Annotated in this window: 19 protein-coding genes; 17 read left to right on the forward strand and 2 right to left on the reverse strand. The window is 72.1% G+C overall.

All coding sequences use genetic code 11. The features are described 5' to 3' along the window. Positions 1–14 precede the first annotated feature (14 nt). The 3 genes from ACF09K_RS26610 to ACF09K_RS26620 are packed head-to-tail and all read left to right on the forward strand — an operon-like array spanning position 15 to position 2,971. Complete coding sequence (locus tag ACF09K_RS26610; RefSeq protein WP_392247382.1) at positions 15–1,436, forward strand: protein kinase; 1,422 nt, start codon at positions 15–17, stop codon at positions 1,434–1,436. After that, on the forward strand, positions 1,429–1,851 hold the full coding sequence (locus tag ACF09K_RS26615; protein ID WP_392247384.1) for a hypothetical protein: 423 nt from the start codon (positions 1,429–1,431) through the stop codon (positions 1,849–1,851). The genes ACF09K_RS26610 and ACF09K_RS26615 overlap by 8 nt, the downstream gene beginning before the upstream one ends. Further along, on the forward strand, positions 1,835–2,971 hold the full coding sequence (locus tag ACF09K_RS26620; RefSeq protein ID WP_392247386.1) for a caspase family protein: 1,137 nt from the start codon (positions 1,835–1,837) through the stop codon (positions 2,969–2,971). Before ACF09K_RS26615 ends, ACF09K_RS26620 begins: the two co-directional genes overlap by 17 nt. Before the next feature lie 135 nt (positions 2,972–3,106). On the opposite strand, the gene ACF09K_RS26625 is transcribed toward ACF09K_RS26620, so the two are convergent. Further along, positions 3,107–4,336: a DUF349 domain-containing protein gene (locus tag ACF09K_RS26625; protein WP_392247388.1), complete on the reverse strand. Its 1,230-nt coding sequence runs from the start codon at positions 4,334–4,336 to the stop codon at positions 3,107–3,109. A 142-nt stretch (positions 4,337–4,478) separates the two neighbouring features. Further along, the gene (locus ACF09K_RS26630; protein ID WP_392247390.1) at positions 4,479–5,294 is read right to left on the reverse strand and encodes a peptidylprolyl isomerase; all 816 of its coding nucleotides are present in this window, start codon (positions 5,292–5,294) and stop codon (positions 4,479–4,481) included. A 179-nt stretch (positions 5,295–5,473) separates the two neighbouring features. On the opposite strand from ACF09K_RS26630, the gene ACF09K_RS26635 reads away from it, so the two are divergent. The 14 genes from ACF09K_RS26635 to aroB all read left to right on the forward strand — a co-directional run bounded on the left by ACF09K_RS26635 (position 5,474) and on the right by aroB (position 20,638). Then, the gene (locus ACF09K_RS26635; protein WP_392247392.1) at positions 5,474–6,181 is read left to right on the forward strand and encodes an MBL fold metallo-hydrolase; all 708 of its coding nucleotides are present in this window, start codon (positions 5,474–5,476) and stop codon (positions 6,179–6,181) included. Positions 6,182–6,194: 13 nt separating this feature from the next. Further along, positions 6,195–7,457: a histidine--tRNA ligase gene (gene hisS / locus ACF09K_RS26640; RefSeq protein WP_392247394.1), complete on the forward strand. Its 1,263-nt coding sequence runs from the start codon at positions 6,195–6,197 to the stop codon at positions 7,455–7,457. A gap of 270 nt (positions 7,458–7,727) precedes the next feature. Further along, entirely contained in the window at positions 7,728–8,393 is a 666-nt protein-coding gene (locus ACF09K_RS26645; RefSeq protein ID WP_392247395.1) for a vitamin K epoxide reductase family protein, read from the forward strand. Between the two features lie 82 nt (positions 8,394–8,475). Beyond that, entirely contained in the window at positions 8,476–9,885 is a 1,410-nt protein-coding gene (locus tag ACF09K_RS26650; protein ID WP_392247396.1) for a replication-associated recombination protein A, read from the forward strand. 302 nt (positions 9,886–10,187) lie between these two features. Then, a complete protein-coding gene (gene rpsD / locus ACF09K_RS26655; RefSeq protein WP_073497279.1) occupies positions 10,188–10,802 on the forward strand; it encodes a 30S ribosomal protein S4 in 615 nt (204 codons plus the stop codon). Between the two features lie 211 nt (positions 10,803–11,013). Next, on the forward strand, positions 11,014–11,448 hold the full coding sequence (locus ACF09K_RS26660; RefSeq protein WP_392247398.1) for a DUF948 domain-containing protein: 435 nt from the start codon (positions 11,014–11,016) through the stop codon (positions 11,446–11,448). 10 nt (positions 11,449–11,458) lie between these two features. Then, positions 11,459–11,806, forward strand: a complete 348-nt coding sequence (locus ACF09K_RS26665) for a hypothetical protein (RefSeq protein ID WP_392247399.1) — start codon at positions 11,459–11,461, stop codon at positions 11,804–11,806. Further along, positions 11,806–14,478, forward strand: a complete 2,673-nt coding sequence (alaS, locus tag ACF09K_RS26670; RefSeq protein WP_392247401.1) for an alanine--tRNA ligase — start codon at positions 11,806–11,808, stop codon at positions 14,476–14,478. The genes ACF09K_RS26665 and alaS overlap by 1 nt, the downstream gene beginning before the upstream one ends. Positions 14,479–14,486: 8 nt before the next feature. Then, on the forward strand, positions 14,487–14,951 hold the full coding sequence (gene ruvX / locus ACF09K_RS26675; protein ID WP_392247557.1) for a Holliday junction resolvase RuvX: 465 nt from the start codon (positions 14,487–14,489) through the stop codon (positions 14,949–14,951). Positions 14,952–15,073: 122 nt separating this feature from the next. Then, the gene (gene mltG / locus ACF09K_RS26680) at positions 15,074–16,792 is read left to right on the forward strand and encodes an endolytic transglycosylase MltG (RefSeq protein WP_392247403.1); all 1,719 of its coding nucleotides are present in this window, start codon (positions 15,074–15,076) and stop codon (positions 16,790–16,792) included. A gap of 4 nt (positions 16,793–16,796) precedes the next feature. After that, on the forward strand, positions 16,797–17,651 hold the full coding sequence (locus ACF09K_RS26685; RefSeq protein WP_392247404.1) for a shikimate dehydrogenase: 855 nt from the start codon (positions 16,797–16,799) through the stop codon (positions 17,649–17,651). Positions 17,652–17,853: 202 nt separating this feature from the next. Further along, complete coding sequence (gene aroC / locus ACF09K_RS26690; RefSeq protein ID WP_392247406.1) at positions 17,854–19,038, forward strand: chorismate synthase; 1,185 nt, start codon at positions 17,854–17,856, stop codon at positions 19,036–19,038. Continuing rightward, the gene (locus ACF09K_RS26695; RefSeq protein ID WP_392247408.1) at positions 19,035–19,550 is read left to right on the forward strand and encodes a shikimate kinase; all 516 of its coding nucleotides are present in this window, start codon (positions 19,035–19,037) and stop codon (positions 19,548–19,550) included. Before aroC ends, ACF09K_RS26695 begins: the two co-directional genes overlap by 4 nt. After that, the gene (gene aroB / locus ACF09K_RS26700; RefSeq protein ID WP_392247410.1) at positions 19,547–20,638 is read left to right on the forward strand and encodes a 3-dehydroquinate synthase; all 1,092 of its coding nucleotides are present in this window, start codon (positions 19,547–19,549) and stop codon (positions 20,636–20,638) included. Before ACF09K_RS26695 ends, aroB begins: the two co-directional genes overlap by 4 nt. Positions 20,639–20,744: the final 106 nt, after the last annotated feature.

The raw sequence follows: 20,744 nt of genomic DNA on the forward strand, positions 1-20,744 counted from the left end.
GACGGGGGAGCGGGATGGGCGGCACCGGACGGGACGGATCGACGGGCGGGGCGTTACCGGCCGGCGAACCGGTGGACGCGCCGGTGGAGGCGCCGGTGGAGGCGTCGCCGCCGGCCGCGCCCCTTCTGGTGGCCGAGCGCTACCGCCCGGTCCGCTTCCTCGGCCGCGGCGGCATGGGCGTCGTCCACGAGGCGGAGGACACCCGGCTCGACCGCCGCGTCGCGGTGAAGATGCTCACCGCCGTCGAGGGCCTGGCCCGGGACAGCGAGGCCTGGGACCGCTTCCGCCGGGAGGCCCGCGCCCTGGCCCGGATCGAGCACCCGGGCGTCGTCACCCTCTACGACAGCGGGGTGCACGACGGCACCCCCTACCTCGTGATGCAGGTGCTCGACGGCACGACCCTGGCCGAGCTGGTGGCGGACACCGGCCCGCTGCCGACGGCCGTCGTGTGCACGGTGGCCTTCGGCATGGCCGAGGCCCTGGAAGCCGCGCACACGGCCGGGGTCCTGCACCGCGACGTCAAGCCCACCAACGTGGGCATCACCCGCAGCGGACGGGTGGTCCTCCAGGACTTCGGCCTGGCCCGGCTGGCCGGCGAGGCCGCCATCACCCGCACCGGCGCCCTCGTCGGCACCCCGCAGTTCATGGCACCCGAGGCCATGCGCGGCGTCCTGCCGGAACGCGCGGCCGACTGGTACGGCCTCGGCGTCTGCACGTACCTGATGATCACCGGCGAGCTGCCGTTCGGCCCCACCGTCGACTTCGGCGCGATCATGGAGCGGGCCCTCGGCGACGGCGTCCCCCCGCTCACCGGGAGCCGCCACGACCGCCCCGAGAGCCTGCGCCGGCTGGTCGACGACCTCTGCCGCCAGGACCCCGCCGCCCGCCGCCAGGACCCCGGCGCGATCCGGGACGTCCTGCTGCCCCTGACCTACGGCGGCACGGAGACCCTGGCCGCCCTGGTGACCGGCCGGGCCCGGGAGGAGGCCGTACGGGACGCCCGGGCAGCGCCGTACGCGGTCCGGGCCGCCCCGCCCGGCGGAGCGCACGAGGACGTGCCCGAGTACCTCTGGGACGAGGCGCCCGTCCTGCCCGAGCCGCGGGACGCCCCGGCGGATCCCTTCCGGCCCGCCACCCTCAGCGACACCACCCGCCGGATCGTGCTCGGCAGCATGACCCCGCAGACCGCCCTGTCCCGGCAGCGCGAAGCGGTCAACCTGGTGCAGCGCGGACGGCTCCGGGAGGCGGCGCAGATGCTGTCGGTCGTGGTCCCGGTCTGCCTCTCCACGCTCGGACCCGATCATCCGACCACCCTCACCAGCCAGTACTGGCACGCGGTCTGCCTGGCCCGGCTCGACGCCGGACGGGACGCGCTCGAACTCTTCTCCCGCGTCAACGCACGCGTGGCCCGACGAACGGACGGACACGATGACTGATCCCGGCCCGGGGATCTCCGCCTCCCTGGACGACACCGGCACCGAGGACGACCTGCGTTCCCTGCTGCGCTGGCTGCGCGCGGACGACACCACCGGCGTGCGGGCCCGCCCCGTCGCCGCACCGCCCCCGCCCGGCGGCATGGGCACCGGCTTCGACGTGCTCCAGTTCGCCGTGTCGGGCGGACTGTCCGCGGCCTCCCTGGTGCTCTCCGTCCTGCAGTGGCAGGCCTCCCTGCGCCGCGCCCCGGCCGTCACCCTGCGCCGCGGCGACGTGGAGGTCCTGCTCACGGCCCGGGCGGCCCGCGACGAGGAGGCCGTGCGGCGCCTCGTCGCCCTCCTCGACGGCGACACCGCCCCCGCCGGCCCGCCCGCCCCCCGCACCGAGGGAAGCGGAGGCGATGACGGCACTGCCTGATCCGGCGCGCTCGCGGGCCGTGCTCATCGGCACCGCCTCCTACCGCCACCTGCCCCAGCTCCCCGCCGTCGAGACCGGTGTCGTCGACCTCGCCGCCGAGCTGTGCGACGCCACCGTGTGGGGGCTGCCCGTGCAGCACTGCACGGTCGTCACCGACCCGCTGAGCCCCCAGGCCATCCTCGACCCCGTCCACCGGGCCGGCGAGGAGGCCACCGACACCCTGCTGGTGTACTTCGCCGGACACGGCATGCGCGACGCGGAGTCCGCCGACCTCTACCTCGCCCTCGGCGACTCCCGCGAACACCTCGGCTACACCGCCGTCGCCTACCAGCACCTGCGCACCGCGCTGCGCTCCGCCCGCGCCCGCCGCAAGGTCGTCGTCCTGGACTGCTGCTTCAGCGGCCGCGCCGCCCGGGCCCTGTCCGGCGGCGACGTCCTCGCCGCGGAGGCCGCCGTGGACGGGGCGTACGTCCTGACCGCCTCCCCCCGCGACCGGATCGCCCTGGCCCCCGACGGCGAGCGCTACACCGCCTTCACCGGCGAACTCCTCACCGTGCTGCGGCACGGCGTCGAGGACGGCCCCGAACTGATCGACCTGGACACGCTCTACCGCGTCCTGCTGGAACGCCTGCGCGCCAAGAACCGCCCGCTGCCCCAGCACTCCCAGGAGAACGGCGTGGGACGGCTCCCGCTGGCCCGCAACAAGTCCCGGGCCGGCCGCCACACCCCGGCGGGCCCGGTCCTGCCGGCCGACGTCCGCGCCGCGATGGTCTCCACCGGCCTCGCCGTCGCCCGGCTGCTGCGCGCCGAGGGCAACACCCGCGACGCCCTGCCCGTGCTGCGGCTCGCCCTCCAGGAGCAGCGGACCGCCGGCGCCCAGGGCGACCTGCTCGCCGTCCAGCTCGAACTCTCCGAACTCCTCGCCGAGACCGGCCAGGTCAAGGACGCCATCGAGGTCCTGGAACTCGCCTTCCAGCAGGTCCACAAGGTCTACGGCCCGGAGGCCGTCCTGGTCTGCCGGCGCCTCGCCGACCTGCTCCAGGAGTCCGGCAACCACCTCCAGGCCTGCGAGGTCCTCAAGCACGCCCTGGACATCAGCGAACGCGGCGGCCCCGCCTGAGCCCCGGCCCCGCCTGAGCCCCGGCCCCGGGGCCCGAACCGCTCCCCGGACACCGTGCGACACCCGGGAACGCCGAACGGCCCGGCCGTGGTCTCCCACGGCCGGGCCGTTCGAGCCGGTTCCGGCGGGCGGGTGTCAGCCGCCGAACTCCTGGAGTCCCTTGAGCGCCTGGTCCAGCAGCGCCTGACGGCCCTCCAGCTCACGCTCCAGCTTGTCGGCCCGGGCGCTGTTGCCCTGCGCGCGCGCCTGCTCGATCTGGGAACGCAGCTTGTCCACGGCGGCCTGGAGCTGACCGGTCAGACCCTCGGCACGCGCGCGCGCCTCCGGGTTGGTCCGGCGCCACTCGGCCTCCTCGGCCTCCTGGATCGCCCGCTCCACCGCGTGCATCCGGCCCTCGACCTTCGGCCGGGCGTCGCGCGGCACGTGGCCGATGGCCTCCCAGCGCTCGTTGACCGAGCGGAACGCGGCCCGCGCCGCCTTGAGATCCGTCACCGGGAGGATCCTCTCGGCCTCCTCGGCCAGCTCCTCCTTCAGCTTCAGGTTCTCCGTCTGCTCGGCGTCGCGCTCCGCGAAGACCGAGCTGCGGGCGGCGAAGAAGACGTCCTGGGCGCCGCGGAAGCGGTTCCACAGGTCGTCCTCGTGCTCGCGCTGGGCGCGGCCGGCCGACTTCCACTCGGTCATCAGGTCGCGGTAGCGCGCGGCCGTCGGGGCCCAGTCGGTCGAGCCGGACAGCGCCTCGGCCTCGGCGACCAGCCGCTCCTTGACCCGGCGGGCGTCCTCGCGCTGGGCGTCGAGCTGCGCGAAGTGGGCCTTGCGGCGCTTGGAGAACGCCGACCGGGCGTGCGAGAACCGGTGCCACAGCTCGTCGTCCGACTTGCGGTCCAGGCGCGGCAGGCCCTTCCAGGTGTCCACCAGGGCCCGCAGCCGCTCACCGGCCACCCGCCACTGGTCGGACTGCGCCAGCTGCTCGGCCTCCGCGACGAGGTCCTCCTTGGCCCTGCGGGCCTCGTCGGACTGCTTGGCCCGCTGCTGCTTGCGCTCCTCGCGGCGCGCCTCGACCGTCGCCACCAGCTTGTCCAGCCGGGTGCGCAGCGCGTCCAGGTCGCCGACCGCGTGGTGCGCGTCCACCTGCTCGCGGATGTGACCGATCGCGACCTGGGCGTCCTTCGCCGACAGGTCGGTGGTCCGCACCCGCTTCTCGAGGAGGCCGATCTCGACAACCAGGCCCTCGTACTTGCGCTCGAAGTAGGCCAGCGCCTCCTCGGGAGAGCCGGCCTGCCAGGAACCGACGACCTGCTCACCGTCGGCCGTACGCACGTACACGGTCCCCGTCTCGTCGACGCGGCCCCACGGGTCGCTGCTCACAGCGCCTCCTCCACATGATGCCTCCGAAGGGCTTCGGCGCCCCGGGCATCGTCCACAGTTTCGTCACCGCCAACATAGGCGACCGGCGGGCCGCCTGTCCGCATCCAGCGCGACCGAAATCGGGCGGTCGGCCGCCCCGTCGTCAGGACTTGGCGACCGTCGCCTTGTCGATCACCACGGTGGCGTTCGGGGCACCGTCACCGGCGCCCGTGTTCTCGCCCGCGGCGGCGATCTTCTTGAGGACGGCCATGCCGGTCTCGGAGACCGTGCCGAACGGCGTGTAGCTGGGCGGGAGCTGGCTGTCCTCGTAGACCAGGAAGAACTGGCTGCCGCCGCTGTTCGCCTGACCGGTGTTCGCCATCGCCACCGTGCCGGCCGGGTAGACGTTCGCCTTGAGGCTCGTGTCCTTCAGGTTCTCGTCCGGAATGGTGTAACCGGGCCCGCCGCTGCCGCTGCCCGTCGGGTCGCCGCACTGGAGCACGAAGATGCCGTTGGTGGTGAGCCGGTGGCACTTGGTGTGGTCGAAGTAGCCCTTGCCGGCGAGGAAGGCGAACGAGTTCACGGTGTGCGGGGCCGCCGACGCCTTCAGCGCGAGGTCGATGTCGCCGCAGGTCGTGGCCAGCTTCATCGTGTACTTCGCCGACTTGTCGATCGTGATCGCCGGCTCCTTCTTCCACGTCTGCGTCTTGACCGCACCCTCGGCGGGCTTCTCGCACGGGTCCTCGACGGCGCTGGGCGAGGCCGACGGGCTCGCCTCGGAACTCGCGTTCGCCTTGTCGTCGTCCTTGAGGACGCCGGTCGTGTACAGCGCCAGACTGCCCACCAGGATCACGCCGAGGACCGACGCGATCACCGCGTTGCGAGCGCGTGCCTTGCGGCGCAGGGCCGTACGGCGCTGCTGCTGCCGCAAGAACTTCTCCCGGGCGAGCTGACGCTTGCGCTGTTCCTGGGTGACCACCGGGTTCTCTCCTCGTGCGTCTCGTATGTCCACCGGTACGCGTGCGTCCAGTGAGCCGACCGCCTGCGTGTGCCCCGTACCGTATATGGGTTCGCTGAGGAATCGGCAGCGCCGGTAGGCTCTGACCACAGGCGCAGCCGCTCCCAAGCCACCCTTATCGACACAAACGAAGGACGATCGTGCTCATTGCCGGGTTCCCCGCCGGGGCCTGGGCGACGAACTGTTACCTCGTCGCCCCCGCCGCCGGTGAGGAGTGCGTGATCATCGACCCGGGCCACCAGGCGGCCCCCGGAGTCGAGGAAGCGATCAGGAAGCATCGGCTCAAGCCCGTCGCCGTCGTCCTCACCCACGGCCACCTCGACCACGTGGCCTCGGTCGTCCCGGTCTGCGGGGCGCACGACGTCCCGGCCTGGATCCACCCCGAGGACCGCTTCATGATGAGCGACCCCGAGAAGGCGCTCGGCCGCTCCGTCGGCCTGCCGCTGCTGGGCGAGCTGACCGTGGGGGAGCCCGACGACGTCCGTGAGCTGACGGACGGGGCGAAGCTCGAACTGGCGGGTCTGGAGCTCTCCGTCGCGCACGCGCCGGGCCATACCAGGGGGTCGGTGACCTTCCGGATGCCCGAGGGCGCGGACGTCCCGCCCGTCCTCTTCTCGGGCGACCTGCTGTTCGCCGGCTCCATCGGACGCACCGACCTGCCCGGTGGCTCCATGGACGACATGCTCGAGTCGTTGGCCCGCGTGGTCCTTCCGCTCGACGACTCCACCGTGGTGCTGCCCGGTCACAATGAGCACACGACCATCGGCCGGGAACGCGCCGCCAACCCGTACCTGCGGCAGGTGGCAGCCGGCCAGGGAGCCTCCGAGGCTCCCCGACGAGGAATGTGACGAGAGACCTCCCGTGAGTACCTTCCAGGCCCCCAAGGGCACGTACGACCTCATCCCTCCGGACAGCGCCGCGTACCTGGCCGTCCGCGAGGCGATCGCCGCCCCGCTGCGCAACTCCGGCTACGGCTACATCGAGACGCCCGGCTTCGAGAACGTCGAGCTGTTCGCGCGCGGTGTCGGCGAGTCCACCGACATCGTGACCAAGGAGATGTACGCCTTCGAGACCAAGGGCGGCGACCGGCTCGCGCTGCGCCCCGAGGGAACGGCGTCGGTCCTGCGCGCCACCCTCGAGGCCAACCTCCACAAGGCGGGAAACCTCCCGGTCAAGCTCTGGTACTCCGGCTCGTACTACCGCTACGAGCGCCCGCAGAAGGGCCGTTACCGCCACTTCTCCCAGGTCGGCGCCGAGGCGATCGGCGCCGAGGACCCGGCGCTGGACGCCGAGCTGATCATCCTGGCCGACCAGGCGTACCGCTCCCTGGGGCTGAGGAACTTCCGCATCCTGCTCAACAGCCTGGGCGACAAGGAGTGCCGCCCGGTGTACCGGGAGGCGCTGCAGGCCTTCCTTCGCGGCCTGGACCTCGACGAGGACACGCTCCGCCGCGCCGAGATCAACCCGCTGCGGGTCCTCGACGACAAGCGCCCCGACGTCCAGCGGCAGCTGGCCGGTGCCCCGCTGCTGCGTGACTACCTCTGCGACGCCTGCAAGACCTACCACGAGGAGGTCCGCGAGCTGATCACGGCGGCCGGCGTCGCCTTCGAGGACGACCCGAAGCTGGTCCGCGGCCTGGACTACTACACCCGCACCACCTTCGAGTTCGTCCACGACGGCCTCGGCTCGCAGTCCGCGGTGGGCGGCGGCGGGCGCTACGACGGCCTGTCCGAGATGATCGGCGGCCCCGCGCTGCCGTCCGTCGGCTGGGCCCTGGGCGTCGACCGCACGGTGCTGGCACTGGAGGCGGAGGGCGTCGAGCTCGAACTCCCCGCCACCACCAGTGTGTTCGCCGTACCGCTCGGCGAGGAGGCCCGCCGGGTGCTGTTCGCGAAGGTCTCCGAACTGCGCAAGAACGGGGTGGCCGCGGACTTCGCCTACGGCGGCAAGGGACTCAAGGCCGCGATGAAGGCGGCCAACCGGTCGGGCGCCCGGTACGCGCTGCTCCTGGGCGAACGCGACCTCGCCGAGGGCGTGGTCCAGCTCAAGGACCTGGAGTCCGGGGAGCAGACGGCGGTCGGCGTGAACGAGATCGTGGCCGAGCTGGAGTCGCGGCTCGGCTGACGGGGCACGCACGGGGCGCCGGACATCTCCTCGGACGTCCGGCGCCCTCGTCGTGTCCGGTGCCGGGCCCGGAGCGGTGTCCGGGGTGATGTCCGCACCGGGTGTCCGGCGGTGCCCGATCCGGACACCCGGTGCGGCCGTCCGAAACCGAACACCCGTACCGGATCTCACCTTCATCCTTATGTGAAGCGAACGGTGCGCACGCGCGCGTGTACGGCACAATGGCCGTGCCCGAAGAAGGTCCAAGTCTCAAGTGACGGAATCGGCGTGATGAGCAAGACGACAGTCAGGGACGTCGACATGGAGCCCGAACCCCCGACCTCGCCGGAGCGCGCCCCCGCGCCGGCCAAGGGGAGTGCCGGCCGGGCGTTCGCCCTGCTCCTGGTGATCACCGGCGCGGCCGGACTGCTCGCCGCGTGGGTCATCACGATCGACAAGTTCAAGCTCCTCGAGGCCAAGGTCGAGGGCAAGACCTTCACCCCCGGGTGCAGCCTCAACCCCGTCGTCTCCTGCGGCAGCGTCATGGAGAGCGACCAGGCCTCGGTCTTCGGCTTCCCCAACCCGATGCTCGGCCTCGTCGCCTACGGCATCGTCGTCTGCGTCGGCGTCAGCCTGCTCGCGGGCGCGCGCTTCCCGCGCTGGTACTGGCTCACCTTCAACGCCGGCACGCTCTTCGGGGTCGTCTTCTGCGCCTGGCTGATGTTCCAGTCCCTGTACCGCATCAACGCCCTGTGCCTGTGGTGCTCCCTGGCCTGGGTCGCCACGATCATCATGTTCTGGTACGTGACCTCGTTCAACGTCCGCAACGGCTTCCTGCCCGCCCCCGGCTGGCTCAAGAGCTTCTTCGGCGAGTTCACCTGGGTCCTGCCCGTCCTGCACATCGGCATCATCGGCATGCTGATCCTGACCCGCTGGTGGGACTTCTGGACCAGCTGACCCGGCCGCGCCGGGCGGATCCGGCCGCCGGGGCCTCCCGGCGGCCGAGGGCGTTGTCGGTGCGGTGAACTAGGGTTTCAGCGTGGAGCCCGATCTGTTCACCGCCGCAGCCGAAGAACGCCAGGAGAAGGACCCCGCCGGGAGCCCCCTGGCGGTCCGGATGCGCCCGCGCACCCTCGACGAGGTCGTGGGCCAGCAGCACCTGCTGAAGCCGGGCTCGCCCCTGCGCCGCCTGGTCGGCGAGAGCGCGGGCCAGAGGGGCGGGGCCGCAGGCCCCTCCGGCAAGGGCGGTGGTGGGAGACGGGTGGGACCGGCCGGCCCCTCCTCGGTGATCCTCTGGGGCCCGCCGGGCACCGGCAAGACCACCCTCGCCTACGTCGTCTCCAAGGCCACCGACGCCCGCTTCGTCGAACTGTCCGCGATCACCGCCGGCGTCAAGGAGGTCCGCGCCGTCATCGACGGCGCCCGCCGCGCCACCGGAGGCTTCGGCAAGGAGACGGTCCTCTTCCTCGACGAGATCCACCGCTTCAGCAAGGCCCAGCAGGACTCCCTCCTGCCCGCCGTCGAGAACCGCTGGGTCACCCTGATCGCGGCCACCACGGAGAACCCGTTCTTCTCGGTCATCTCGCCCCTGCTCTCCCGCTCGCTCCTGCTCACCCTCGAACCGCTCACCGACGACGACCTGCGCGGTCTGCTGCGGCGCGCGGTGGCCGACGACCGCGGGCTGAAGGGCGCCGTGGACCTGCCCGAGGACACCGAGGACCACCTCCTGCGCATCGCCGGCGGCGACGCCCGCCGCGCCCTCACCGCCCTGGAGGCCGCCGCCGGGGCCGCCCTGGACAAGGACGAGGCGCAGATCTCCCTCGCCACCCTGGAGGAGACGGTCGACCGGGCCGCCGTAAAGTACGACCGCGACGGCGACCAGCACTACGACGTCGCCAGCGCCCTGATCAAGTCGATCCGCGGCTCCGACGTCGACGCCGCCCTGCACTACCTGGCCCGCATGATCGAGGCGGGCGAGGACCCCCGTTTCATCGCCCGCCGCCTGATGATCTCCGCCAGCGAGGACATCGGCCTGGCCGACCCCGGCGCCCTGCCGATCGCGGTCGCCGCCGCCCAGGCCGTCGCCATGATCGGCTTCCCCGAGGCCGCCCTCACCCTCAGCCACGCCACCATCGCCCTGGCCCTCGCCCCCAAGTCGAACTCCGCGACGACGGCGATAGGCGCCGCCCTGGACGACGTGCGCAAGGGGCTGGCCGGGCCCGTGCCGGCGCACCTGCGGGACGGGCACTACAAGGGAGCCGCCAAGCTGGGGCACGCGCAGGGGTACGTGTACCCGCACGACCTGCCCGAGGGGATCGCCCCCCAGCAGTACGCCCCGGACGCCCTCAAGGACCGCCGGTACTACGAGCCGACCCGGCACGGCGCCGAGGCGCGGTACTCGGACGCCGTCGAGTGGACCAGAAAACACCTCGGTCGCACACGGGACTGAGCACCCTGTAAACTCGCTCGCAGTGCTGTGTCCCGCGCTGTCAGAACGGGACGGTCAGCCGGAGCCCCGGTCCCTCGCGGACCGGCTCCAGGAGCGTCGCGCACCGTCGAACGGTGTCGCGGGCAGCCCACCACCAGCCGGGTTCCCGGTCAGGGTCGGTGGGCCACTCGCGTGCTGCACGTATGTGCCCAGACCAGGGGAGCGGCTGCCCGGCAGGTCCCTCGCGGACCCGGCGGGTCTCCCCGGCTGCGGATGCGACCTCCCTCAACCCTGACAAGCCGAAAACCAGGAAATGAGAGACAGTGGCGAACCAGCCCCGCCCCAAGGTCAAGAAGTCGCGTGCCCTCGGCATCGCGCTGACCCCGAAGGCCGTCAAGTACTTCGAGGCGCGCCCCTACCCGCCGGGCGAGCACGGCCGCGGCCGCAAGCAGAACTCGGACTACAAGGTCCGTCTGCTCGAGAAGCAGCGTCTGCGCGCGCAGTACGACGTGTCCGAGCGCCAGCTCGTCCGCGCCTACGAGCGTGCCTCCAAGGTCCAGGGCAAGACCGGTGAGGCCCTGATCATCGAGCTCGAGCGCCGTCTCGACGCGCTGGTCCTGCGTTCGGGCATCGCCCGCACGATCTACCAGGCCCGCCAGATGGTCGTCCACGGCCACATCGAGGTCAACGGCCAGAAGGTCGACAAGCCCTCGTTCCGCGTCCGTCCCGACGACGTCGTGATGGTCCGCGAGCGCAGCCGCGAGAAGACCCTCTTCGCGGTCGCCCGTGAGGGCGGCTTCGCCCCCGACGGCGAGACCCCGCGCTACCTCCAGGTGAACCTCCGCGCCCTGGCCTTCCGCCTGGACCGCGAGCCGAACCGCAAGGAGATCCCGGTCATCTGCGACGAGCAGCTGGTCGTCGAGTACTACGCCCGCTGATCCTCCGGCGGCCGCAGGACTTCCGTGCCCGGACCCGTCGTCCCCCCGCCCCTCCGGGCGGGCGGGGCGGCGGGTCCGCGCGTGTCCGGGGCCACGGCCGCGACGCGGCCCGCGCCGCCCGTTAATCCGGTGCGGACCGGTCCCGGCGGCGCGATAGGCTCGGTGCACGACTTTTCCGATGCAGAGGCACGTTTCAGGGAGCGGGTGCGCAGTGTCCGGTGGAGAGGTGGCCGGCATCCTGGTGGCCGTGTTCTGGGCGATCCTGGTCTCCTTCCTCGCGGTCGCGCTGGCGAGACTGGCCCAGACGCTCAAGGCCACCACCAAGCTGGTCGTGGACGTGACCGACCAGGCCGTACCGCTGCTGGCGGACGCCTCCACGGCGGTCCGCTCGGCACAGACCCAGATCGACCGGGTCGACGCGATCGCCTCGGACGTCCAGGAGGTCACCTCCAACGCCTCCGCGCTCTCCACCACGGTCGCCTCCACCTTCGGCGGCCCCCTGGTGAAGGTCGCCGCCTTCGGCTACGGCGTCCGCCGGGCCCTCGGCGGACGCAAGGAAGACGGGCCCGCCAAGGAGCCCCGACGTACCGTGATCGTGGGCCGGACCGTCCCGGCCCAGCGGTGGGGCAAGCGGAAGAAGGACTGAGACTCAAGCGATGTTCCGCCGTACTTTCTGGTTCGGCACCGGTGTCGCCGCCGGTGTGTGGGCCACCACCAAGGTCAACCGCAAGCTGAGGCAGCTGACCCCCGAGAGCCTCGCCGCGACCGCGGCCGAGAAGGCTCTCGAGACGGGAGCGCGCCTCAAGGACCGCGCGGTGGGTTTCGCGCTCGACGTCCGCGACAACATGGCCCGGCGGGAGGCCGAACTGGGGGAAGCGCTCGGGATCCGCTCGGACCCCGAACTCCCCGCACCCCGGCGGTACACCGCCATCGAGAACCACCCCCGCAAGCCGAAGCACGTCGACGACACGACGTACTCGTACAACCGGAATGAGGACCACTGATGGAGTCGGCTGAGATCCGCCGCCGCTGGCTGAGCTTCTTCGAGGAGCGCGGGCACACCGTCGTCCCTTCGGCGTCGCTCATCGCGGACGACCCGACTCTGCTCCTGGTCCCCGCCGGCATGGTGCCCTTCAAGCCCTACTTCCTCGGCGAGGTCAAGCCGCCCTTCCAGCGCGCCACCAGCGTGCAGAAGTGCGTGCGCACGCCCGACATCGAAGAGGTCGGCAAGACGACCCGCCACGGCACGTTCTTCCAGATGTGCGGCAACTTCTCCTTCGGCGACTACTTCAAGGAAGGCGCCATCAAGAACGCCTGGGAGCTGCTCACCAGCCCCCAGGACAAGGGTGGTTACGGCCTGGAGCCGGAGAAGCTCTGGATCACCGTCTACCAGGACGACGACGAGGCCGAGCGCATCTGGCACGAGGTCGTCGGGGTGCCGAAGGAGCGCATCCAGCGCCTCGGCATGAAGGACAACTACTGGTCCATGGGCGTCCCCGGCCCCTGCGGCCCCTGCTCCGAGATCAACTACGACCGAGGCCCCGAGTTCGGCGCCGAGGGCGGCCCCGCCGTCAACGACGAGCGGTACGTGGAGATCTGGAACCTCGTCTTCATGCAGTACGAGCGGGGCGAGGGCATCGGCAAGGACAACTTCGAGATCCTCGGCGAGCTGCCGAGCAAGAACATCGACACGGGCCTCGGCCTGGAGCGCCTCGCCATGATTCTGCAGGGCGTGCAGAACATGTACGAGATCGACACCTCCATGGCCGTCATCAAGAAGGCCACCGAACTGACCGGCGTGGCCTACGGCGACGCCCACGACTCGGACGTCTCCCTGCGCGTGGTCACCGACCACATGCGCACCTCGGTGATGCTCATCGGCGACGGCGTCACCCCCGGCAACGAGGGCCGCGGCTACGTCCTGCGCCGCATCATGCGCCGCGCCATCCGCAACATGCGCCTGCTCGGCGCCACCGGCCCGGTCGTCAAGGACCTCGTCGACACCGTCATCGCGATGATGGGCCAGCAGTACCCCGAGCTGGTCACGGACCGCGAGCGCATCGAGAAGGTCGCCCTCGCCGAGGAGAACGCCTTCCTCAAGACCCTCAAGGCCGGCACCAACATCCTCGACACCGCCGTCAGCGACACCAAGGCCGCCGGCGGCACCGTCCTGGCCGGCGACAAGGCCTTCCTGCTCCACGACACCTGGGGCTTCCCGATCGACCTCACCCTGGAGATGGCCGCCGAACAGGGCCTCTCGGTGGACGAGGACGGCTTCCGCCGCCTGATGAAGGAACAGCGCGAGCGCGCCAAGGCCGACGCCCAGGCCAAGAAGACCGGCCACGCCGGCGCCGGCGCCTACCGTGAGATCGCCGACAAGGCCGGTGCGACCGACTTCATCGGCTACACCGACACCGAGGGCGAGACCACGGTCGTCGGCATCCTCGTCGACGGCGTCTCCTCCCCGGCCGCCACCGAGGGCGACGAGGTCGAGATCGTCCTGGACCGCACCCCGTTCTACGCCGAGGGCGGCGGCCAGATCGGCGACACCGGCCGCATCAAGGTCGACACCGGTGCCGTCGTCGAGATCCGCGACACCCAGAAGCCGGTGCCGGGCGTGTACGTCCACAAGGGCGTCGTCCAGTTCGGCGAGGTGACCGTCGGTGCCAAGGCTCACGCCTCCATCGACGGCCGCCGCCGTACGGCCATCGCCCGTGCCCACTCGGCCACGCACCTCACCCACCAGGCCCTGCGCGACGCCCTCGGCCCGACGGCCGCCCAGGCCGGTTCCGAGAACCAGCCCGGCCGCTTCCGCTTCGACTTCGGTTCCCCCGCCGCCGTCCCGACGGCCGTGATGACCGACGTCGAGCAGAAGATCAACGAGGTGCTCGCCCGCGACCTGGACGTGCACGCCGAGATCCTGAGCCTCGACGAGGCCAAGAAGCAGGGCGCCATCGCCGAGTTCGGCGAGAAGTACGGCGAGCGGGTCCGCGTCGTGACCATCGGCGACTTCTCCAAGGAGCTGTGCGGCGGCACCCACGTGCACAACACCGCCCAGCTCGGCCTGGTGAAGCTGCTCGGCGAGTCGTCGATCGGTTCGGGCGTGCGCCGCATCGAGGCCCTCGTCGGCGTCGACGCCTACCACTTCCTGGCCCGTGAGCACACGGTCGTCGCCCAGCTCCAGGAGCTGGTCAAGGGCCGCCCGGAGGAACTCCCGGAGAAGATCTCCGCCATGCTCGGCAAGCTGAAGGACGCCGAGAAGGAGATCGAGAAGTTCCGCGCCGAGAAGGTCCTCCAGGCCGCCGCCGGTCTCGCCGGCTCCGCCAAGGACGTCCGCGGCATCGCCGTCGTCACCGGGCAGGTCCCGGACGGCACCACGCCGGACGACCTGCGCAAGCTGGTCCTCGACGTGCGCGGCCGCATCCAGGGCGGGCGGGCCGCCGTGGTCGCCCTGTTCACCGTGAACAACGGCAAGCCGCTCACGGTCATCGCCACCAACGAGGCCGCCCGCGAGCGCGGCCTCAAGGCCGGCGACCTGGTCCGCACGGCGGCCAAGACCCTCGGCGGCGGCGGTGGCGGCAAGCCGGACGTCGCCCAGGGCGGCGGCCAGAACCCGGCCGCCGTCGGCGAGGCCGTCGACGCCGTCGAGCGGCTCGTGGCGGAATCGGCCAAGTGAGCGGTCCCATGCGCAAGGGCCGTCGTCTCGCCGTCGACGTCGGGGACGCCCGGATCGGGGTCGCCTCGTGCGACCCCGACGGGATCCTCGCCACCCCGGTGGAGACGGTCCCCGGCCGCGACGTCCCGGCGGCCCACCGCCGACTGCGGCAACTCGTCGAGGAGTACGAGCCGATCGAGGTCGTCGTCGGCCTGCCCCGCTCCCTCAAGGGGGGTGAGGGCCCGGCCGCGGTCAAGGTGCGCGCCTTCGCCCAGGAGCTGGCCAAGGGCATCGCACCGGTCCCGGTCCGGCTGGTCGACGAGCGGATGACGACGGTGACGGCCGGTCAGGGACTGCGTGCCTCGGGCGTGAAGTCCAAGAAGGGACGTTCCGTCATCGACCAGGTGGCCGCCGTGATCATCCTCCAGCAGGCCCTGGAATCCGAACGGGTGTCAGGCTCGGCACCCGGCGAGGGCGTCGAAGTGGTCATCTGATCGCGATACGGTAACGTTCCGCGCGATGCGGTGGTGTTCGAACAGCGACCGCACAGAAAGAGGCGGGACGGTAGCCGGGCCCGCAAGCCCGGCGACCGCCGCCTCGCGGCTCTAGGGGATCGATGACTGAGTATGGCCGGGGCCCCGGCTCCGAACCGTGGCATCCGGAGGACCCGTTGTACGGGGACGGCGGATGGGAAGGGCAGCAGGGCCACACCGGCCACCAGCCTGCCTACGGCGGCCAGCAGCACCAGTACCCGCAGCAGCCGCAGCAGCAGGAGTACACGGGCTGGAACGACGGCCGGCCGCAGCAGTACGGCCAACAGCACGACCAGCAGCAGTACCAGCAGTCGTACGAGCAGCAGCAGTACACCGCCCAGGGACAGCAGCACGCCCACCAGAACCAGCAGCAGCCCTACCAGGAGGGCGGCTGGGACGGCACCGGCAGCCACGCGCACGTCCCGTACGCCGCGGACCCCGGTGACCCGTACGGCCAGCAGGCCGCGGCCTACGGCGCCGAGCAGCCCGACCTCTACGGGACGCCGGACGCCTATCCGCCCCCGGAGCCGCCCGCGCGCAGGCGCGCCGAGCCGGAACCGGAACCGGAGGCGGAGCAGCCGCGGCCCGACTGGGACCCCGGTCCCGACCAGGGCGAGCACGCCTTCTTCGCGGGCGGCGGGGACGACGAGGACGACGACGAGCCGGAGGGGCGCGGCGACCGGCGCGGCCGCGGCGGCAAAGGGTCCAAGGGCGCCAAGAACAAGAAGAGCCGCAACGGCTGCGCCTGCCTGGTGGTCCTGCTGGTGTTCGGCGGCGGCCTCGGCGGCATCACCTATTTCGGTTACCAGTTCTATCAGAATCGTCACAGCGCGGCGCCCGACTTCGCGGGCGACGGCACCGGCGAGACCGTCAGCATCGAGATCCCGAAAGGCGCCCGCGGAGTCGACATCGGCCGCAAGCTGAAGGACGCCGGCGTGGTGAAGAGCGTCGACGCCTTCGTGTCCGCCTTCACCACCAACGACGGGGACAAGATCCAGGCGGGCGCGTACATCCTCAAGAAGGAGATGTCCGCCAAGAGCGCCGTGGAGATGATGCTCGACCCCAAGAGCCAGGCCAACGTCATGGTCACGCCCGGCCAGCGGAACATCACCGTCTACAAGACGATCGACGCCAAACTCGGCCTCGCCGCCGGCACCACCCGGGGCGTCGCGGAGAAGGACTTCGAGAGCCTCGGCCTGCCCGACTGGGCGAACGCCCACGGCGACGTCAAGGACCCGCTGGAGGGATTCCTCTACCCCGGCACCTATCCCGCGGCCAAGGGCATGAAGCCCGCCGCGGTCCTCAAGCAGATGGTCGGCCGGGCCGACGAGGCCTACGGCAAGTACGACCTCGAGGCCAAGGCCGAGGCGCTGAAGCTGGAGAACCCGCTCCAGCTCGTCACGGTCGCCAGCCTGGTCCAGGCGGAGGGCAAGACGCACGAGGACTTCCGCAAGATGGCGGAGGTGGTCTACAACCGCCTCAAGCCGACGAACACCGAGACCAACCAGCTGCTCCAGTTCGACTCGACCTTCAACTACCTGAAGAACGAGAGCAACATCCACATCAGCGAGTCCGAGATCAACAGCAACCAGGACCCGTACAACACGTACACCCAGAAGGGCCTCCCGCCGGGACCGATCGGGAACCCGGGGAGCGAGGCGCTGACGGCGGCGCTGACGCCGACGAGCGACGGCTGGATCTACTTCGTGGCGACCGACGGCCAGAACAAGACCGAGTTCGCCAAGACCTACGCGGAATTCGAACAGCTCAAGGACAAGTTCAACGAGAGCGCCGGTAACTGAGAGCATGACCGACACCACCCGACCCGGGCACGGCCCGCGGCACCGCGCCGCCGTGCTCGGCAGCCCCGTCGCCCATTCCCTCTCCCCGGTGCTGCACCGCGCCGCGTACCGGGCGATGGACCTCACGCAGTGGACGTACGACCTCTTCGACGTGGACGAGGCGGCCCTGCCCTCCTTCGTCGAGGGGCTCGGGGCCGAGTGGGCGGGGCTGTCGCTGACCATGCCCCTCAAGCGCGCGGTCATCCCCCTGCTGGACGAGATCAGTGAGACGGCGGCCTCCGTCGAGGCGGTGAACACCCTGGTGTTCACCGAGGACGGCCGCCGCGTCGGCGACAACACCGACATCCCCGGCATGGTCGCCGCCCTGCGCGAACACGGCGTCGAGCAGGTCGACTCGGCCGCGATCCTCGGTGCCGGCGCCACCGCCTCCTCCGCGCTGGCCGCGATGTCCGCGGTCTGCGCGGGCGAGGTCGTGGTCTACGTGCGCAGCGCGGACCGTGCCGCCGAGATGCGGCGGTGGGGCGAGCGCCTCAACGTGGACGTCCGCACGGCCGACTGGGCCGACGCGGCCGAGGCGCTGCGCGCCCCCCTGGTGATCGCCACCACGCCCGCCGGCACCACCGACGCCCTCGCCACCGCCGTACCGGGGCGGCCCGCCACCCTCTTCGACGTGCTCTACCACCCCTGGCCGACCGAACTGGCCGCCCGCTGGTCCATGTACGGCGGCGCCGTCGTCAGCGGCCTCGACCTGCTGGTGCACCAGGCGGCGCTCCAGGTGGAGCGGATGACCGGGCGCGCCCCGGCCCCCGTGGACGCGATGCGCAAGGCCGGAGAGCACGCCCTCGCCTCCCGCGAGTAGTGCGGTTCCCGCGCCCCGTGCGGCCCCCGGGGCCCCGCCCGCCGGCCGCCGGCGTCCGCCAGATGGACCGGCGGCCGGTCCCGGGTGGCGGACGTGGGAGGATCGGGGTGGCGGACCAGGGTCGCGCACCCGGTCGCGCCGTTGCCGTACGCGAGGACACGCCTACGCAGAGCAGTACCAGGCGCGAGACTGAGGAGCACCGTTGAGCACGTTGCGCTGGCTGACCGCGGGGGAGTCCCACGGTCCCGCACTCGTGGCGACGCTGGAGGGCCTTCCCGCCGGCGTGCCGATCACCACGGACATGGTGGCGGACCATCTGGCGAGGCGCCGGCTCGGCTACGGGCGCGGTGCGCGGATGAAGTTCGAGCGGGACGAGGTGACCTTCCTCGGCGGTGTACGCCACGGCCTCACCCTCGGTTCCCCGGTCGCGGTCATGGTGGGCAACACCGAGTGGCCGAAGTGGGACCAGGTCATGGCGGCCGACCCGGTCGACCCCGAGGTGCTCGCCGGGCTCGCCCGCAACGCGCCGCTGACCCGCCCCCGCCCCGGCCACGCCGACCTGGCCGGCATGCAGAAGTACGGCTTCGACGAGGCCCGGCCGATCCTGGAGCGCGCCTCCGCGCGCGAGACGGCCGCCCGCGTCGCCCTGGGCGCCGTCGCCCGGTCGTACCTGAAGGAGACGGCCGGCATCGAGATCGTGTCCCACGTCGTGGAGATCGCCGCCGCCAGGGCGCCGTACGGCGTGTACCCGACCCCCGCCGACGTCGGGAAGCTCGACGCCGACCCGGTGCGCTGCCTGGACGCGGACGCGTCGAAGGCGATGGTCGCCGAGATCGACCAGGCCCACAAGGACGGCGACACCCTCGGCGGGGTCGTCGAGGTGCTGGCCTACGACGTGCCGGTGGGCCTGGGCTCGCACGTGCACTGGGACCGCAAGCTGGACGCCCGGCTGGCCGGCGCCCTCATGGGCATCCAGGCGATCAAGGGCGTCGAGGTCGGCGACGGCTTCGACCTCGCGCGCGTGCCCGGCTCGCAGGCGCACGACGAGATCGTCGGCACCCCCGAGGGCCTGCGGCGGACCTCCGGCCGCGCCGGCGGCACCGAGGGCGGCCTGTCCACCGGCGAACTGCTGCGCGTCCGCGCGGCCATGAAGCCGATCGCCACCGTGCCGCGCGCGCTGCGGACCGTGGACGTGGCCACCGGCGAGGCGACGCAGGCCCACCACCAGCGCTCCGACGTCTGTGCCGTGCCGGCGGCCGGCATCGTCGCCGAGGCCATGGTCGCGCTCGTCCTCGCGGACGCCGTCGCGGAGAAGTTCGGCGGCGACAGCGTCGCCGAGACCCGCCGCAACGTGCGGTCGTACCTCGACCACCTCCCCGTCCGATGAGCGGGCCGCTGGTCGTCCTGGTCGGGCCGATGGGCGTCGGCAAGTCCACCGTCGGCCAGCAGCTGGCCGAGCGCCTCCGGGCCGCCTACCGGGACACCGACGACGACATCGTCGCCGGACAGGGCCGCGCCATCGCCGACATCTTCGTCGAGGAGGGCGAGCCCGCCTTCCGCGCCGTCGAGAAGGCGGCCGTGCTGCGCGCGCTCGCCGAGCACGACGGCGTCCTGGCGCTCGGCGGCGGCTCGATCCTCGACGAGGAGACGCGCGGCCGGCTGGCCGGGCAGCGGGTGGTCTACCTGTCGATGGACGTCGAGGAGGCCGTCCGGCGGACCGGCCTCGGCACGGCCCGCCCGCTGCTCGCCGTGAACCCGCGCAAGCAGTGGCGCGAGCTGATGGAGGCCCGCCGGCACCTCTACGAGGAGGTCGCCACCGCGGTCGTGCCGACGGACGGCCGTACACCCGAAGAGGTCACCCAGGCAGTCCTGGACGCGTTGGAGTTGAAGGAAGCATGAGTGAGGCAGTGACGCGGATCCGGGTCGGCGGCAGCGCCGGCTCCGAGCCGTACGAGGTGCTGGTCGGACACCGGCTCCTCGGCGAGCTGGGCGGGCTGATCGGCGACCGCGCGAAGCGGGTCGCGGTGATCCACCCCGAGGCGCTCGCCGAGACCGGGGAGGCGCTCCGCGCCGACCTGGCCGAGCAGGGCTTCGAGGCGGTCGCCATCCAGGTGCCCAACGCGGAGGAGGCCAAGACCGCCGACGTCGCGGCCTACTGCTGGAAGGCGCTCGGCCAGTCCGGGTTCACCCGCACCGACGTCGTGGTGGGCGTCGGCGGCGGCGCGACCACCGACCTCGCCGGGTTCGTGGCCGCCACCTGGCTGCGCGGGGTGCGCTGGATCGCCGTCCCGACCACCGTGCTCGCCATGGTGGACGCGGCCGTCGGCGGCAAGACCGGCATCAACACCGCCGAGGGCAAGAACCTCGTCGGCGCCTTCCACCCGCCGGCCGGTGTGCTCTGCGACCTGGCCGCGCTGGACTCCCTCCCGGTCCACGACTACGTCTCCGGGCTCGCCGAGATCATCAAGGCCGGCTTCATCGCCGACCCGGTCATCCTCGACCTCATCGAGGCCGACCCCGAGGCCGCCCGCACCCCGGCCGGCCCGCACACCGCCGAGCTGATCGAGCGCTCCATCCGGGTCAAGGCGGACGTCGTCTCCTCCGACCTCAAGGAGTCGGGCCTGCGGGAGATCCTCAACTACGGCCACACGCTCGCCCACGCCATCGAGAAGAACGAGCGCTACAAGTGGCGGCACGGCGCCGCCGTCTCGGTCGGCCTGCACTTCGCCGCCGAGCTGGGCCGCCTGGCCGGCCGGCTGGACGACGCCACGGCCGACCGCCACCGCACCGTGCTGGAGTCGGTGGGGCTGCCGCTGCACTACCGCCACGACCAGTGGCCCAAGCTGCTGGAGAACATGAAGGTCGACAAGAAGTCCCGCGGCGACCGCCTGCGCTTCATCGTCCTCGACGGCCTGGCCAAGCCCACCGTCCTGGAAAGCCCCGACCCGGCCGTGCTGCTCGCCGCGTACGGCGAGGTGGGCGAGTAGGTCCGCAGGATCCCCGTCCGTCCGATCCGCTTGGCGCACCGGGCACTTCACGCCGCCCCCGGCCGTTCACCAAAGGACGGCCGGGGGCGGTACCGTTCGGGGGGAA

The sequence above is a fragment of the Streptomyces sp. NPDC014882 genome, assembly GCF_043081325.1.
Taxonomy (GTDB): domain Bacteria; phylum Actinomycetota; class Actinomycetes; order Streptomycetales; family Streptomycetaceae; genus Streptomyces.

Coding starts and splice junctions, on each gene's coding strand:
- alaS (WP_392247401.1), top strand. CDS start 11,806: ATGGAGTCGGCTGAGATCCGCCGCCGCTGGCTGAGCTTCTTCGAGGAG.
- mltG (WP_392247403.1), top strand. CDS start 15,074: ATGACTGAGTATGGCCGGGGCCCCGGCTCCGAACCGTGGCATCCGGAG.
- ACF09K_RS26620 (WP_392247386.1), top strand. CDS start 1,835: ATGACGGCACTGCCTGATCCGGCGCGCTCGCGGGCCGTGCTCATCGGC.
- ACF09K_RS26665 (WP_392247399.1), top strand. CDS start 11,459: ATGTTCCGCCGTACTTTCTGGTTCGGCACCGGTGTCGCCGCCGGTGTG.
- ACF09K_RS26645 (WP_392247395.1), top strand. CDS start 7,728: ATGAGCAAGACGACAGTCAGGGACGTCGACATGGAGCCCGAACCCCCG.
- ACF09K_RS26615 (WP_392247384.1), top strand. CDS start 1,429: ATGACTGATCCCGGCCCGGGGATCTCCGCCTCCCTGGACGACACCGGC.
- ACF09K_RS26610 (WP_392247382.1), top strand. CDS start 15: ATGGGCGGCACCGGACGGGACGGATCGACGGGCGGGGCGTTACCGGCC.
- ruvX (WP_392247557.1), top strand. CDS start 14,487: ATGCGCAAGGGCCGTCGTCTCGCCGTCGACGTCGGGGACGCCCGGATC.
- ACF09K_RS26685 (WP_392247404.1), top strand. CDS start 16,797: ATGACCGACACCACCCGACCCGGGCACGGCCCGCGGCACCGCGCCGCC.
- ACF09K_RS26695 (WP_392247408.1), top strand. CDS start 19,035: ATGAGCGGGCCGCTGGTCGTCCTGGTCGGGCCGATGGGCGTCGGCAAG.
- aroB (WP_392247410.1), top strand. CDS start 19,547: ATGAGTGAGGCAGTGACGCGGATCCGGGTCGGCGGCAGCGCCGGCTCC.